The organism is Flavivirga abyssicola (assembly GCF_030540775.2).
In the GTDB taxonomy this organism is placed as follows: Bacteria; Bacteroidota; Bacteroidia; order Flavobacteriales; family Flavobacteriaceae; genus Flavivirga; species Flavivirga abyssicola.
Genome location: NZ_CP141266.1, coordinates 918,357 through 934,483 on the forward strand (window position 1 = coordinate 918,357; position 16,127 = coordinate 934,483).

Annotated in this window: 11 protein-coding genes; 7 read left to right on the plus strand and 4 right to left on the minus strand. The window is 32.5% G+C overall.

What is annotated here, in order from left to right; genetic code table 11:
* Positions 1–111: 111 nt before the first annotated feature.
* The 3 genes from Q4Q34_RS03665 to Q4Q34_RS03675 form a co-directional block, all read right to left on the minus strand.
* The gene (locus tag Q4Q34_RS03665) at positions 112–840 is read right to left on the minus strand and encodes an FKBP-type peptidyl-prolyl cis-trans isomerase (protein WP_303319138.1); all 729 of its coding nucleotides are present in this window, start codon (positions 838–840) and stop codon (positions 112–114) included.
* Positions 841–1,018: 178 nt separating this feature from the next.
* Positions 1,019–1,687: a bifunctional 4-hydroxy-2-oxoglutarate aldolase/2-dehydro-3-deoxy-phosphogluconate aldolase gene (locus tag Q4Q34_RS03670; RefSeq protein WP_303319139.1), complete on the minus strand. Its 669-nt coding sequence runs from the start codon at positions 1,685–1,687 to the stop codon at positions 1,019–1,021.
* A 61-nt stretch (positions 1,688–1,748) separates the two neighbouring features.
* On the minus strand, positions 1,749–2,789 hold the full coding sequence (locus tag Q4Q34_RS03675; RefSeq protein ID WP_303319140.1) for a sugar kinase: 1,041 nt from the start codon (positions 2,787–2,789) through the stop codon (positions 1,749–1,751).
* A gap of 157 nt (positions 2,790–2,946) precedes the next feature.
* Between Q4Q34_RS03675 and Q4Q34_RS03680 the strand changes: the two genes are divergently transcribed.
* Positions 2,947–3,978 (plus strand): LacI family DNA-binding transcriptional regulator, encoded by a 1,032-nt coding sequence (locus Q4Q34_RS03680; protein ID WP_303319141.1) that lies wholly within the window; start codon positions 2,947–2,949, stop codon positions 3,976–3,978.
* 394 nt (positions 3,979–4,372) lie between these two features.
* Here Q4Q34_RS03680 and Q4Q34_RS03685 read toward each other — a convergent pair whose 3' ends face one another.
* A complete protein-coding gene (locus Q4Q34_RS03685; protein ID WP_303319142.1) occupies positions 4,373–6,808 on the minus strand; it encodes an aminotransferase class I/II-fold pyridoxal phosphate-dependent enzyme in 2,436 nt (811 codons plus the stop codon).
* Positions 6,809–7,367: 559 nt separating this feature from the next.
* Between Q4Q34_RS03685 and Q4Q34_RS03690 the strand changes: the two genes are divergently transcribed.
* From Q4Q34_RS03690 to Q4Q34_RS03715, 6 genes are all read left to right on the plus strand, one after another.
* Entirely contained in the window at positions 7,368–7,748 is a 381-nt protein-coding gene (locus tag Q4Q34_RS03690; protein ID WP_303319143.1) for a DUF7793 family protein, read from the plus strand.
* 179 nt (positions 7,749–7,927) lie between these two features.
* Positions 7,928–8,311, plus strand: coding sequence for a DUF7793 family protein (locus tag Q4Q34_RS03695; RefSeq protein WP_303319144.1), 384 nt, complete (start codon positions 7,928–7,930; stop codon positions 8,309–8,311).
* Between the two features lie 90 nt (positions 8,312–8,401).
* Positions 8,402–9,391 carry a helix-turn-helix domain-containing protein gene (locus tag Q4Q34_RS03700; RefSeq protein WP_303319145.1) on the plus strand — a complete coding sequence of 330 codons (990 nt, stop codon included), beginning with the start codon at positions 8,402–8,404 and terminating at the stop codon, positions 9,389–9,391.
* A gap of 530 nt (positions 9,392–9,921) precedes the next feature.
* Positions 9,922–12,585, plus strand: a complete 2,664-nt coding sequence (locus tag Q4Q34_RS03705; protein WP_303319146.1) for an outer membrane beta-barrel protein — start codon at positions 9,922–9,924, stop codon at positions 12,583–12,585.
* A gap of 2,116 nt (positions 12,586–14,701) precedes the next feature.
* The gene (locus Q4Q34_RS03710) at positions 14,702–15,322 is read left to right on the plus strand and encodes a hypothetical protein (protein WP_303319147.1); all 621 of its coding nucleotides are present in this window, start codon (positions 14,702–14,704) and stop codon (positions 15,320–15,322) included.
* Positions 15,323–15,824: 502 nt separating this feature from the next.
* Positions 15,825–16,112 carry a DUF6520 family protein gene (locus Q4Q34_RS03715; protein WP_303319148.1) on the plus strand — a complete coding sequence of 96 codons (288 nt, stop codon included), beginning with the start codon at positions 15,825–15,827 and terminating at the stop codon, positions 16,110–16,112.
* Positions 16,113–16,127: the final 15 nt, after the last annotated feature.

Genomic DNA, 16,127 nt, shown 5'->3' on the forward strand with positions numbered 1-16,127 from the left:
TCATGCAAAGTTACAATGTTTGGATTTTATCACACCATAACAATACTTATAAAACAAAAACAGGAAGCAAATGCTTCCTGTTTTTGTTTTATAATATTAAATAATCTTAAATTACTTAACTATTTCTATTAGTTCTACTTCAAATATCAAAGCATCAAACGGTTTAATAACACCTCCCTGACGTGGAAAAGCACCATATGCTAAATCTTGTGGAATGAAAAATTTATATTTAGAACCAACTTTCATTAGCTGTAGCCCTTCTATCCATCCTGGTATCACTTGGTTAACTCCAAATTCCGATGGCTCGCCTCTATCAACAGAACTATCAAACACAGTCCCATCAATTCTAGTTCCATGATAATGAACTTTAACTCTTGATGTTGCTTGTGGGGTTTCTCCACTTCCTTCTTTTAAAACAATATATTGTAAACCACTATCTGTAGTTTCAACACCATCTTTAGATATATTTTCAGTTAAAAACTTTTCGTTTTCTACTTTATTATCTCCAAACTGCTCTTCAGCTTTTTTAAGCGCTTCTTCTTGCTGCTTTTTCATCTCTTCCTGCTGCTTTTTTTGGAAATAAGTTTGAATAATAACATTAATTTTATCTTGTTCTATTAAAATATTTGTTGAGTCAGCCCCATTTTTAAGCCCTTGAACAAAAAGATCTATATTAACCTCCTCAAAACCTGCTCTTACTTGATACCCATTACTTAACCCGATAGCATAACTCACTGAGTCTATTTGTGTTTTTAACGGTAAATTTGTAACACCGCTCTTGTTACATGACATTGCAAGTAGAGCAATCATTGCTGCACTTAAAAACTTTATTGTCTTCATCTTTTAATTTTTATTTTTTTGTTAGTAATGTCATATTTATAATTATAACTATAAATACGACATTTAGTTATTTTTCAATTGATGCCAAAAGTAACAAATTTACACGCATAAAAAAAAGAAAAACCTTCCTGAATACAGGAAGGTTTTTAGCCATGTAGAATAAATAATATTCTTATAATTACTTTCTAACTTCTTTAATAAGTTCAATAGAGAACCTTACCTGCTCTTCTATTTTAGCATAATCAAACTGACCATTAGCATCTTTGGCCATTAATTTAGACCCCATTCCAACACAGGTAACTCCAGCACTAAACCAAGCTTCCAGGTTTTCTTTTGTTGGAGACACCCCACCAGTCGGCATAATACTTGTCCAAGGTTGCGGTCCTTTAATACCTTTTACAAATTGTGGCCCGTAAATATCTCCAGGGAATAATTTAACAATTTCACAGCCTAATTCTTCTGCTTTGGCTATTTCTGTTAAGGTTCCACAACCAGGAGACCATAAAACTTTTCTTCTATTGCAAGCGATAGCGATATCTTCTCTTAAAACCGGTGTTACAATAAAGTTTGCACCTAAAGCCATAAACCTAGAGGCTGCCGCAGCATCAGTTACTGAACCAACACCTAGCACCATACCTGGTAATTCTTTAATTGCATATTTTATTAATTCACCAAAAACTTCATGAGCAAAATCGCCTCGGGCTGTAAACTCAAGCAACCTAGCACCGCCATCGTAACAAGCCTTTAATACCTTTTTACTTGCTTCTATATCGCTATTATAAAACAAAGGAACTAACCCTGTGCTTTTCATAACTTCTGCAACTTCTATTCTTGTAAATTGTGCCATATGTGTTTATTTTTTATTTTGTTGAGATGTTTAACAAATAAACATCTCAACTATTAATTTATTATCTAGCAACTCTTCCTGAAGCGTCACCACCCATAAGTTTTTTTACTTCATCAATAGAAGAAAGGTTAGCATCCCCTTTAATGGTGTGTTTCAAACAAGAAGCTGCGACAGCAAAGTTTAATGCTTTTTGGTCATCCCCTTCGTATTCTATCAAACCGTAGATTAATCCTCCCATAAAAGAATCTCCTCCTCCTACTCTATCTACAATGTCTGTAATTTGATATTGAGGTGATTCATATAATGTTTCTCCATCATATAAAACACCAGCCCAAGTATTATGTGAAGCTGATATTGATCCTCTTAACGTAGTGATCACTTTTTTAGCACGCGGGAATTTTTTTAACATTTGATCACAAACCGATAAAAATGCTTCTCCTTTAACGTGTTCTCCTTGAGTGGTTATATCTAATCCCTCAGGCTTAATTCCAAAATGCTTCTCAGCATCTTCTTCATTTCCTAAGATGATATCACAATAAGATGTTAACTCCGTCATTATTTTTTCACGATCCCCTCCATATTTCCAAAGTTTCTGACGGTAATTTAAATCTGTTGAAATAGTTAGACCCAGTTTACTTGCTGCTTTTACTGCTTCTAAACAAACATCGGCAGAACTCTGAGAAATAGCTGGGGTTATCCCTGTCCAGTGAAACCACTCTGCTCCATCAAAAACCTCTTCCCAATTCACCATTCCTGGTTGAATTTCTGCCATAGCAGAATGAGCACGATCATAGACTACTTTAGACCCTCTGTTAACGGCACCAGTTTCTAAAAAATAAATACCCAAGCGGTCTCCGCCCCAAACAATTTTGTCTGTTCCAACACCTCTCTTACGCATTTCCATCATAGCGCATTCACCGATATCATTTTTTGGTAAACGTGTTATAAAATCTACAGGAACTCCATAATTTGCTAAAGATACGGCAACGTTAGATTCTCCTCCTCCATATATAACATCAAATGATGTTGATTGTGAAAATCTTAAAAATCCATGGGGAGCTAATCTTAACATAATTTCTCCAAAAGTGACTACCTTTTTCATTTTTTTCTTATTTAAATGTTTAGTTTATATTAATTGCTTAAACGTTTAATCAATTTTTAAAAATAAAATCAAAAATGCACAATATTAAAACTACATTTTTGATTATAAATCTAAAACGTTATATTTGCTTAAACGTTTAAGCAAATATATAAAAAAATTGAACATCAAAAAGAAAACAACCATAAAAGATATTGCTAACGTTTTAAATATTTCTCCTGCTGCTGTTTCTAAGGCTTTGCATGATGACTCTCGTATAAGTGAAAAGACTAAAAGAGCTGTAAAGCAAGTTGCTAAAAACCTAAATTACCAACCAAATCATCTTGCCAGCGCATTACGTAAAGGAAAAAGTCATTTAGTTGGCGTTATAGTTCCTAGGACTAATAGTAATTTTTTTTCTTCTGTGATTCAAAATATCGAAGAGGAATTAGATAAAGAGGGCTATAATATCATTATAACTCAATCTAATGAGTCTTATAAAAAAGAATGCCGCAATATTGACACCCTTTTGTTTACCCAGGTAGATGGCATTATAGCTTCTATGGCCAATGAAACAATTGATTTGAATTATTATGAAAAAATTAAATCCAAGGGGATTCCTTTAATTTTATTCGATCGTGGAGAAAATGATTTAAATGTAGATTATATTGGTATTAATGATTACGAAAGCAGCCATTTGATTGTTGATCATTTAGTGCAGCAAGGTTGCAAACGAATTGCTCATATTGGTGGTTATAAGCATACACGAATTTTCAATAATAGAATAAGGGGGTATATTGATGCTCTGAAAAAACATAATCTTCCTATCGAGGATGAACTTTTAATTGAAAGCAATCTAACTACTGAAGACGGGAGAAAGAAAATGACTCAGTTATTGGCTTTAAAGAACAGACCTGATGCCGTTTATGCCGCAGGTGATTATGCCGCCTTGGGAGCACAACAAGTGCTAAATGAGCAAGATATTAAGATGCCCCGTGATATTGCCTTAGTAGGTTTTGGCAATGAACCCTTTACCGCCATGGTTACGCCTTCTATTACAAGTATAAATCAGCATAGTACTGAAATTGGAAAACAGGCAGCTAAAACGTTTTTAGAACACGCTAAAAAAACCACTATTAAACAACAATTGAATAAGATAATTCTGGATGCTGAATTAATTGTTAGAGATTCCTCAAACCTTAAAGATACTTAGCCGTATATGATAATATTAAAAAAAGAGATTAAGGTACTTGTTAAGAAATGACCATCAGGCAAGCCCCAACCCTTCGTAAGAATAAAGAGCAAAAGCTTCGAAGCCCAGGAGCATAGTATTGGGTGAGGCATTGAAGCGACGTCGAAGTTTTGTGCTTGGTTCTTCTCGAGCCTAAGCAAGAGAAGAAATTCCTATCGAAGGGGCGTCTTTTCTTTTGTTACTTTTCTTTGGACGCGCAAAGAAAAGTAAATAATGAATCTTTTTTAAAGATGTGGGTACACTTTAGCTGCTAATAGATAGGCAAATAAATTCTCAATAAAAAAGCTTCTCGATACTAAATTCTTCCAGAATTTAACTCGAAGTAACATCTTCGACTCTTAAAACAAAATTCACATTAATTATTAGTAAACGAATTCGTTTCCATAACCCCCATTAACTCCATAGAATAATTATCTTTTGCCTGTATATAGGCTACTTTAGGAATAATAGTCGCTCCTACTTTTTTCTTTTCAAAAGAAGCTGTCATACCAAAATCTATCTTATTAAACTTAAGTTTTGTAGCTTGTTTAATTGTCTGATACAATAGTTGCCTATAAACCTGATGCTCATCAGTGTAATTGTAATCCATACCAATAAAAGCTGGTGTATAAGTCGCTCCTAAATTTTTGTAACAAAACATAACACCTACTGGTATATGTGATTTTCCTTTATTAAACTCCTCTTTTAAATAAATTACTATGAACTCCCAATTTGGGTGTTGAGCCATCATTGTAAATAGATTTTTTGGTAAAGGAAACATATTTAAAGCGAGATTATGCTTATTTACATTATTATACAATTCGTAGAATTGGTCTATCTGTGTTTCATTAGGGCTTACATGATGTACAATACTAAAACGTTCTTCATAAGGCAGGATGTCTTTTTTAAAGTGTTTTTTGGAGCGTGTGGATAATGACTCAGGATACTCACCCATAGTCTTCCAATATAGATCAAGGATTTGACACGAATCTGGCATTACCGTCTTAATAAAACCCTGTTGATGAAATAGTTGACTAAGTTCATCATCGTTTTCAAAGTCCCGTAGCACTAACCAGTTTGAATTAAATTCCAATTCCAGTTCTTCAATTTTATCCAACATCTGTTTCATGGCTAACTTCCAATTAGGATGCGATTTATCTAAATAAACATGTTCCCCTTCTGTGAATGGCGATCCCATCCCCAGTACGTTGGAAGTAAGATAATAAGGGTCGTTTTTTCGTGTTTCTTCTAATTGGATAGAGACAGAAATTGGTGCAAGCATATCTTCTTTCCAAAGCGCATATGTAAAAAATGTGGCCAATATGGGTACATGCGCTTCATCTCTAATAATAATATAGTGAAAGTCCCAATTATTTTCAGAGCGTTCATTTTTAGTAAAAACGTTTTCAAGAAAAAGTAAACCATCCCAATCAAAAACGCCTTTTTTTCCCATAAGTTTGTTCCATTCTACCTTATCGACATCTAGTATACTTTTTTCATATTGAACATTAAATTCATCAACAAGCTTCTTTTTAGGTTTCTCTTTTAAAATAGGCAATTTAAAAGCACTTCTTACTTTATCAGGAGTAGTATATGTATCCTCTAAAGCTTTCGGATAATGATAAACCATAGCATCTACCAAACTTTTAATTTCTTTTTCCTGATTATGTCTGGAAATAGTTACTCTAATTCCAGTATTCTTTACAGGTACAGCTGGAAATATTCCTAAATTCACAAAAAACCCTTCCTTCATCAATCTATTCACAAAATTATACCCGGTAACTGGCATACCTGTCCCGATATAGAATACCGGAGAATTGTTTTGTTCAACCAAAGGCAAATCCGTTTTTGATAACAGCGTATTGAATAGCGTTATGCGTTCCAATAATTCATTTTGTAGCATATAAATTTCTGGAGAAAGATGAATATCTGCAGATGCAATTGCTGCTGCAACAGAAGCCGGTTCTAATTGGGCAGAAAAAGTTAAAGGACCTCCAAAGGTTTTAATTTTATGATATCTTTTTTTATGAGTACATACAGCCACAGCTCCACTAGCTCCAAAAGTTTTACTAAGTGTTCCAAATAACAGCACATTCTCTGGTAATTCGCCTAATTTACTAAGTACGTAACCCGTTCCATGTTTACCTGCCCAACTCATTCCATGAACATCGTCCAAATACAGATGTAATTGCGGATACTTATTACATAACTCCATAAGTTCATCTATAGGCGCAACATCACCATACATAGAATAAACACCATCAGCCATATACCATATTTTCTTATATTTGGAAGATAATTTTTTAATTTTATCTTCCAACATATCGAGATGACTGTGTCTAATCATCTCAATAGGCACACTACGTGTTTTAAGCACATTTGCTGCACTTTGTACACTCCAGTGAACTTGATGATCTAAAATAATAGCATCACCATCCTCAACGGCACTAGGAATAACGCCAAGATGTCCAAGCGTACTATTTTTTGTAATAATAATAGGTGCATTGTACAATTGAGTAATCTTTTCTTCTAGCTTGGCATATAAAGGATTTGAAATATAGCTTTTAGAAAGTGGAAATTGCGTTCCATATTTATAAACACCATCCATGGCTGCTTTTTTTAAGCGCTCATCCTGTTCCAACCCCAGGTATCCCGTTGTTCCGAAATGAAAAAGATCTTTTTGTTTTACCCGTATTTTTCTACCCGTAAAACTATCACCTTCAGCATATAAATGTAATACGCCCTGTTCTTTAGCGTCGGTAAATACTTCATTAACGGTATCAAGAAAATTATTATGCTTAATTTTAGCCATTTTAAATGTATTATGTAGTTATTGAATATAAAAAAGGACGGTAAACCTAAATAAGAACAGGCAGGTTTAGATTATAAAATCTACTATGCAAATATTATAGTCTTCCATAAAGTTAAGAACCTAATCTCATTATTGCTCTAACGATTTAATAAAAAATCCCTTACGGATAAGTTTTTATCCTTTTAAGGTAAATTTTTATTAGGCAAAAAAATGTGTTGAAAGCAAACGCAACAAAGCCAAAACCCTTAAACCGTCTGACAAACAAATGGTTACAACAACATTTAGAACTCCGTTTTTTTGCTCTAGCTTTAAATAAAAACATAAAATACAATTAACTTAAAATTACCTTTAAAGATTGTAAAGTACGGTTTTACCCCAGCTAGATTAAAATAATTGTAATTATATTTGTTTTGTCCTAGCTTATTTTGTCCTAATTTGTTTCGCATTATAATAAGACATCTCTCACATTTAGAATGAATTAAGAATAGAGTAAAACAACATAATTTATGTATAGATAAGTAAGAATAAAAATTTTGAAACCCCTAAATTTTAAAACAATTTGATAGACCATATAGAAAATGAGTACGCAAAGTTTTGGATCGAAAAAGACATTCTTCATTTTGTTTACAAAAATGGAATCTCTATAGACCAATCTGTAGCTATGAAAGTCGTAGAAGATAGACTTTTACTGCAACAAGGAAAAGCATTTTTAATCCTTTGTGATATGAGAGGTATTAAAAAGATAAACAAAAGCGCAAGAAATTATTTAGCTCTGGAAGGTTCTACTTTAATTAAAGCTGTAGCCTTATTAGTTAACAATCCATTGTCTAGTACCATATCAGGTTTTTATATTAAAACCAGTAATCCAACCATCACAACTCAGGTATTTACTGAAGAGAAAGAGGCCTTAAAATTCCTAAATAATCATGTTGATGAATAATTATTAACCGTTACAGATTTTACATGCGCTGCTTTTACAAGTAAAATAATTTTTGATTTTTCCTGTTTATACAATAGTTAAACCCCTTTAATAATTATTAAATCAATAAAAACAATGCTAGTACATCTATTTAAATTTAATGCAAAATTTTTATTTAAACCCTCTAAATCTTAAATAGTATGACAAAAAACGTAAAAGAAAATGAATATGCAAAGTTTTGGATAGAAGAAAACATTTTATATACCACATACAAAAATGGAGTCTCCTTAGACGAGCCTGCAGCCATGAAAATTGTAGAAGACAGACTCTCACTACAACAAGGTAAATCATTTTTAATGCTTACTGATGTAAGAGGTATAAAAAGCACTGATAGAAGTGCGAGAAATTACTTTGCCATGGAAGGTTCCGTCTTGGTTAAAGCTGCAGCTTTATTAGTGAACAGCCCATTAGAAAACATATTGTCCCAATTTTTTATCAAAGCTAATAATCCAGCTTTTATAATTGAAACGTTTGCCGATAAAGAAGAGGCTTTAGAATTTCTTAATAACTATAATCCTAATTAATATGACCTTATAGAATTTTTGCTCCCTATGTTATTTTTTAATTAAAATAATTCCCCCTTGAACATTAAATAAACCTATAAAGTAATATTCATGAACGATGACGAAACTAATAAAGAAAGAATAGAACAAATCCATAACATGCTTATGGAATTTGCCAGTGGGAATTTTGCATATAAAATTGAAAGATCCAACCTGGATGACGATATCGAAGCACTGACTGCATTGGTTAATATGACATTTGAAGAAATAAAAGCTTCTTTTCTTCATCAAGGCTATGCAAATCTAAACGAAACTTACAAGCATTTGGTTCAAATGTTCTTTGTTTTAGATTTTAACGATACTATTGTTGCCTTTAATGCGCGTATAAAACAAATGCTACTTTTTGATGATGACGAATTACAAGAAAAAGCATTTTCTACTTTCTTAACTGAAGATTCAAAATTAGCATGGAGTGGCTTAAAATCTAAGTTAGTCCTAACCAATCTGGATGCCCATGAGGAATTTATTATGCTGTCTTTTAGGACTAAACAAAAGTTAATTTTAACAACAAATTGTCTAGTTAGTAAATTTATTGATGGGGTTAATCAATCGGAGAGAATTGTAGTCACATCAATAGAAATTATTAAAAACAGTACAGAAAGGGAGACCGAATTACGAAAAACTGTAAACTCCAATAAAAACAAAACAGCCAATCTTACCAATATTACTGGTAAAAGCAAACCATTAAATCTAAGTTTTACTGATATTAGAAAAATCAGAAAAGTACATGATCACATTATAAATAACTTAGATAAACCACTTTCTCCACTAATAGAATTAGCACATACTTTTGGAACCAATGAATACAAACTAAAGTATGGATTTAAACAATTATACGGACAAACAGTATTCCGTTTTTTAATAAATGAACGGTTAAGAAAAGCCAGCGTGTTGATCCAACATACAGATACTTCTATAAAAGAAGTTGCACATGTAACAGGGTTTATAAGTGCTCCTCATTTCTCTAAAGCTTTCAAGGAAAAATATGGGTATACACCAAGAGATTTAAGAAAACGATCAAATAATGAGGATTCTTTGTAATATAAGTTAGATTTAACAATGATTTCTGAAAAGGGTTTAGGGTAATCGTTAAGAAATGACCATCAGGCAAGCCTATCAACTGTCAACTACACAACATCCCTTTCAGATAAGTTTTAATCCATTTAAGTTAAGTTTTATCATCGATATTTGCTCTATAGTTGTTAGTTAGTTAGTTAGTTGTCTTTTCAACTTCGGTTGCGCCCTTTCATCTTCATTGGGATTATGGATGTTGAGCGTAACTGAACTTGAAAAGGACAAATTTTCCAATGCTCAACAATTAATTCATATCACAAAAATTGATAATCATTTCATTACATATAGACAAAACAACTTCCTCTTTAAGGACTTGCCGTATGGGGTCAAAAATCAACATACATATCAAAAAGCAAAGATACGTTTCAAAGCTCTGTATAATGCGACACGCTTTGTTACTAACCTTTAAAAAGTCTAATCTGAAAGTAACATACCTCTACTCATTTTATATTCCTAAATTGATTCATTCTCAAGCAATGAACTAAAATTTAAAACATGTGAAATATTGTTTTTTTGTATTTACAGTGCTTTACTTAACAGTATCTTTTGCACAAACAAAACCGTTTAAAATTTCTGGAACTTTAGTAGCAGAAGCCGATAAAACAGCTTTGGAAGCTGCAACTATTTATTTAGAACGGGTTAAGGATAGTTCATTAGTTACCTATACTATTTCAGATAAAAATGGTAGATTTAATTTAGAAGGCAAAACATCGGATAAACGTTTAAATTTCTATATCTCATATGTTGGATATCAAACCTATCATCAAACTATTCATTTAGATCAGGAGACTATTCATTTAAATGCTATTAGCCTAAAAACAGACCTTAATGCCTTAGAGGAAGTTTTAATAAAAGTTAGCCCTCCCGTAGTCATCAAAAAAGACACCTTAAAATTTAATGCTTCATCTTTTAAAACTAAAAAAGATGCCAATGTTGAAGATTTATTAAAGCAGTTACCAGGAGTAGATGTTAATGAAGTTGGGAAAATAACTATTAATGGGAAAGAAGTGGATAATATTTTGGTAAACGGGAAGCCCTTTTTTAGTAATGACCCCACTATAACAACCAGACATTTAAGTAAAGAAATTATTGAGAATATTCAAATTACAGATACAAAAACTAAGGCTGAAGCTTTTGCAGGAGACGAAGGAGACAAGGAGAAAAAAACGATTAATCTTGTTATAAAAGAGGAAAACAATGATGGGATTTTTGGACAAGTAGCAGCTGGCACTGGAACGGATAAGCGTTATGAATTTGCCGGTATGCTTAATCTTTTTGATAACGACCAGCGCATTAGTATCCTTGCTGGAGGAAATAACATCAATTCCCCTGGATTCAGTTTTGGTGGTGGCCTTACTAGTGGGCGAGGTATTATTGAATCTCAAAATTATGGAGCCAATTATGTCGATAAACTAAAAGAAAAGAGCGATATCTCTGCCAATTATTTTTTCTCTAATAGTCGTACAGAAAATGAGAGCACCATACAACAGATAAATATTCTTCCAGATTCAAGATATAATTCCAATTCCAACTCAAAATCATATAATGAAGGAGATAACCATGACGTTCGATTGGGGTTCAATATCGAAATAGACTCTACACTTTTAATCAACGTGAATCCTTCATTTAATACCTCCAAAAACAAAATTGAAACTTCCGCAAGTCAAGCCTCTCAAGATGAAGAAAATACTTTAACAAATCAATCCAGCTCATCTTCATTTTCAGAAACTTTAAACAAAAGTTTTAATAACCACTTAAATATTACAAAACGATTTGGTAGAAAAGGAGCCTATTTAAGACTTAATATCTCAAATAAGTATGGTGTTAGAGAATCTGATGATTTTTTAAATTCTGAAGCTGCCATTTTTGGAGACAATCCAGAAACTATTAGTAGAGATCAATTTACAGATGGTAACCAAAAGTCAGAAGGCATTAATACAAGCACTTTTTTCAGGTGGCCATTAATGGTTAATAATTTATTTTTAGACCTTAAATTTAATTACCAGTATGACAAACAGGAAAACATAAGAAGTACTTTCGATTTTGATCCAGACACTCAAGATTTCACCCTATTCAATGAAGCCCTAAGCACCGATTTTGAATATATAAACAAAAGAAGTACACCTGCCTTAAGGTTTACTTATAAAAAAGAAAAGTGGTCTGTTAGTTCTGAAGCAGGATATGTATTTAGAACCTTACAGAACAACGATTTTTTAAGGCCTCAATTAAGTTTAGCTCGTCATTTTGAAACTGTAGAATTACGATCGAATTTTCAGTATCAATTTAATCCCAAATCATATATATATGCCAGCTATGGTTTAGATAATGTTCCTCCACAATTATCCCAACTCCAACCCTTTCAGGATGTATCAAATCCGTTGAATACGGTTACGGGCAATCCAAATCTAAAACCCACAAATACCCATAGTTTTTATTTTGGATATAATACATTCAACTTTCAAAAACGTAACGGTTTCTTTAGCCACGTCTATGCTAATTTAAGCAACAATCAAGTGGTTACTAAAACCACTATTGATACCAATTTTGTACGAAACACAAGCTATGCAAATGTGGATGGTGGTTATAACTTAAGCGCTGGCGGAAGTTATAATAAAACGATAAAAATAGACAGTTTAAAAACACTAAAATATAACATTGGTCTGTCTGCAAGTACTAATAGAACCGTTAACTTTAATAATGAAGTACAATACGCTTCAAACAATACTGCGCTAACACCACATGCAGGTATCACTTTTACCTGGGATGACGTGATAATGATGGTACCCAATTACAGACTTTCATTTAATAAAACCACGTTTGATCTAGACAATTTTGAAGACCAGGAGTTCATCAATCATTCAGCTGGACTGCAAATAACAACATTTGTTCCTAAAAACTTTGAGTGGCGGCACGACATTAGTTTTAATTATAATCCAAATGTTGCAGAAGGGTTTCAAAAAAGTGCCTGGTTTTGGAATACAACCCTGGCCTACACTATGTTTAAAGACCATGGAACTTTCTCCTTAAAAATTTATGATTTATTAAATCAAAATACCAACGCAAGACGTATTGCAACTCAAAACTATATACGAGATTCTCAAAGTACCGTTCTTAAACAGTATTTTATGTTACGTTTTAGTTGGAAGTTTAATAATTTTTAATAGGTTATTTTTTTAATAAAACTAGAGATGAATGAACAAAATAATTTGCTTTGTTCATTCTAGAAGGAGGCACGACTGTAAAAGCTAAAAAATAGTCGTATAGCCTGTTTCTTCTTCTAGGTTATTCCTAACATTCCGAGGTCTTCTATATTAATAATAATCTGCAAGCTTATCCTTATGGGATGTCTCAATCGTTCCTCATTTCGACATGACAGCGAGATGTAATATTGGTTCTGCGCTTTAAAATACTGAATTTTAATCGCTTGTCATTTCGAACGAATGTGAGAAATCGCATAAAACTTTTGATTATCCGAAACCTACTTATTACCAGAGAAAAAAGAACTAAAATAATCATATGGCCTGTTTCTTCTTTAAGCTATTTCTAGCATTCCGAAATCTTCTATATTAAAATAATCTGCAAACCTATCCTTATGGGATGTCTCAATCGTGCCTCATTTCGACATGACAACGAGATGCAATTTTATATCCTCCTTACAGTTCGATTATTCCGATTTTTCATCGGAATGTATCGAGAACTCGTCATAATTGTTACTTGTAATTGGGTCTCGATACATATTTATCGTTCATTAAAAAACACTCGACCTGACACGTTAAATTGTAACGTTTTTTGGTCAGTCTCACACTCTTTACGATGAAGTAAACATGTTGTCTTTAAATCCTTTTCAGGTAAGTTTTAATCCATTTAAATTAAACTTTATCCTCGATATTTGTAATGGTTAGTAATTTTTGTCTTTTTGACTTCGGTTGCGCTCAATCACCTCTTCATAGGATTTCTTCCGATTGTGCGTAGCCGAAACAAAAAAATAACTTCTTTCTTTTTTTTAAATCAAATTCACATAATATCAAATCTCAGATTAAAAAAGACATCCTTTTCGGATAAGTTTTTATCCTTTTAAGTTAAATCTTATCAACGATATTTGTTGCGGTTAGTAATTTTTGTCTTTTTGACTTCGGTTGCGCCCAGTCACCTCTTCATAGGATTTCTTCCGATTGTGCGTAGCCGAAACAAAAGCTTATATAAATCTCGCAACTTGATTCTTCTTAAAATAGCTTACTAAGTTTTAACTCTAAACACTGCCTTTTTTATAAAGTTAAAAACTAAGAAAATATATTCCTATATATAAGTGCCCTTTTTTAATGTATACAATACTAAATCAAGGCTTTAAGACATCCTTTTCGGATAAGTTTTAATCCTTTACAGTTAAATCTTATCTGCGATCTTTGCTGAGTCTGATATCTAATTTCGGTTGCGCCCGATCACCTTTTTTATAGGGATTCTGGAGATTGAGCGTAGCTGAAATTAATCATATAATCTGTTTCTTCTTTTAAGCTATTCCTAACACTCTGAAATCTTCTATATTTTAAGAATTATCACAAACTTGTTCATTCTGATGGGATGTCTCAATCGTACCTCATTTCGACATGACTGCGAGATGCGCTTTTATACTCTCCTGTCGGTTCGAGTGTTCCGATTTTTCATCGGAATGTATCGAGAACTCATCATGATTGCTACTTGTAATTGGGTTTCGATACATGTTCATCGTTCCTCAAAAACACTCGACCTGACAATTAGGTACTATTTATTATATCATTAAATCGCTTTAAAAATTCTGATAACTATTCGAAGTGGAGATATCATATAATCACTCGTTGCTCAAAAAAGTAAATCATTAGTATTATTTAAATTCAATCAAACTTAATCCCTCTTAGACAACTTTTAATCCTAGTCAATTAATTCTCGACTCCTACATTTGTAATCGAATTTAAATATACTTATTAAAGTCCCCCTAAGCTGGGTAGTATTAATTTGCGGTTGTCCTAAATTTACTTATCAAATGAATCTACCCAGTTTTTAATTCAGCACAAGCAAGTTTAGTACAGATTGAGTTTGTGATTGTGTTTTTGAGATCCCGCTCAAAAGCGGGATTAGTTCGGCTTGCAACTTTAAGCGTGTCTTGTGGACACGCTTAAAGTTGAGTCTTCCTGCCACGCCATTGGCGTGGACTAACAAATCCCTCTCAGGCAATTTATTATCCTTTTAAGTTAAGTTTTCTTTCCGATTTTTGTGAGTAATTGCCCTCAATCTAAAAAAATAATGATACAACGCGTAGCTACACATAAAAAAACTAATAAGGAACTCATGGTATTTGACGACATAGAATTCGAAAAGGAAAACCCTATTAAACAATACGGAAATGACTTTATTATAAAGCAAATGATTTTAAACGGGGTTACTCAAGAGGAAATGACTGGCAAAAAAGAGCTTACTACGACAAGTGATGAAATATTTAAAAGTGCCCATTTACTTTGGTTAAAACTAAAAAGTGAATTTCAAATAATGAAAGTGCCAGAAAATTTAATGCAGCTTTTAAAAACGGATAAGAAAAAAGACCAGGAAAAATTACTCGATGGGTTCTTGCTTCCCCTAGAAACTTTAACCTCTTTTATTTTTACCGCTTATCATGAATTTGGGTATACCCTAAGTCAATATATCTCTGAATTTTCTAAAAAAGAGTTTAAATCGGTGGCCAGAATTATAGATTGTGGGGAGCACTGGCATTGTTTTTTTACAACACCTAAGGATTCTACAGGAGAAAAAACACAGCTTCACTACCTATCTAGTGCCTTTGGTATTGAAAGAGATGATTTGATTAAACAAATAAAATCGAATGAATCTTTATCTCATTTAGACAAGCTTCCTCTTATTACTTTATAATAGTCTAGTAATTTATGACTCTAGTTTATGTTTATACTATAAAAGTTCTCAAATAAAGCTAGAGCAAAATCTTTTCTTAATTTTTTTAGATAGTGTTGAAAATAAGATTCTGCACTGTATCGGCAATCAGTATGATTCAACCAAATCAGTTAAAATATTAATACCAAAAAATAAGACTTCCTCAGCTCCTAAACTACTGAAACATTTATCCTGAATTTATGCTTGGCTTACTAAACTCTCTTGTACTAAACTCGTTTCAGTATTTCGATAGTTCACATTAGTTTAACTCACAATTTTGAGTGCGTTATATAAATATCTCAAAATCGAATTTAATCAATAAATCCTTCTAATACAAGTAGTTATCCTTTTAAAATAATTTTTTTCACCTATAATTATGCTTATTTAAAACCTTTCATTTTTAGCCTCTTTTTGCAAAAAATGGAATACCTGTAAATCAGGATTAAGACATAAAACAAAATATTAACTGCTTAATACATTTTTTATGAAAACAACACTTTTTAAAATCGTTTTGCCGACCTTTACATTAATACTGGGCATCACAACTTCTCTTGCTTTTATCGCTGCTAAAAATGCTATAGATGAGGATACTGTAAATACTAAAGGGTATTATCATGGTTCTGACGGGTTTAACTGTATCTCTGTATCTCTGGTTGATTGTGATGATACCGTATTTAATCCAGTTTGTACTGCTACAATATCTGGTATGACTCATCAAATATATGGTAGAGATAAGTTACAATGTAACATTGTACTATTTAAGAGACCATAATCTCTTTTGCAAAGG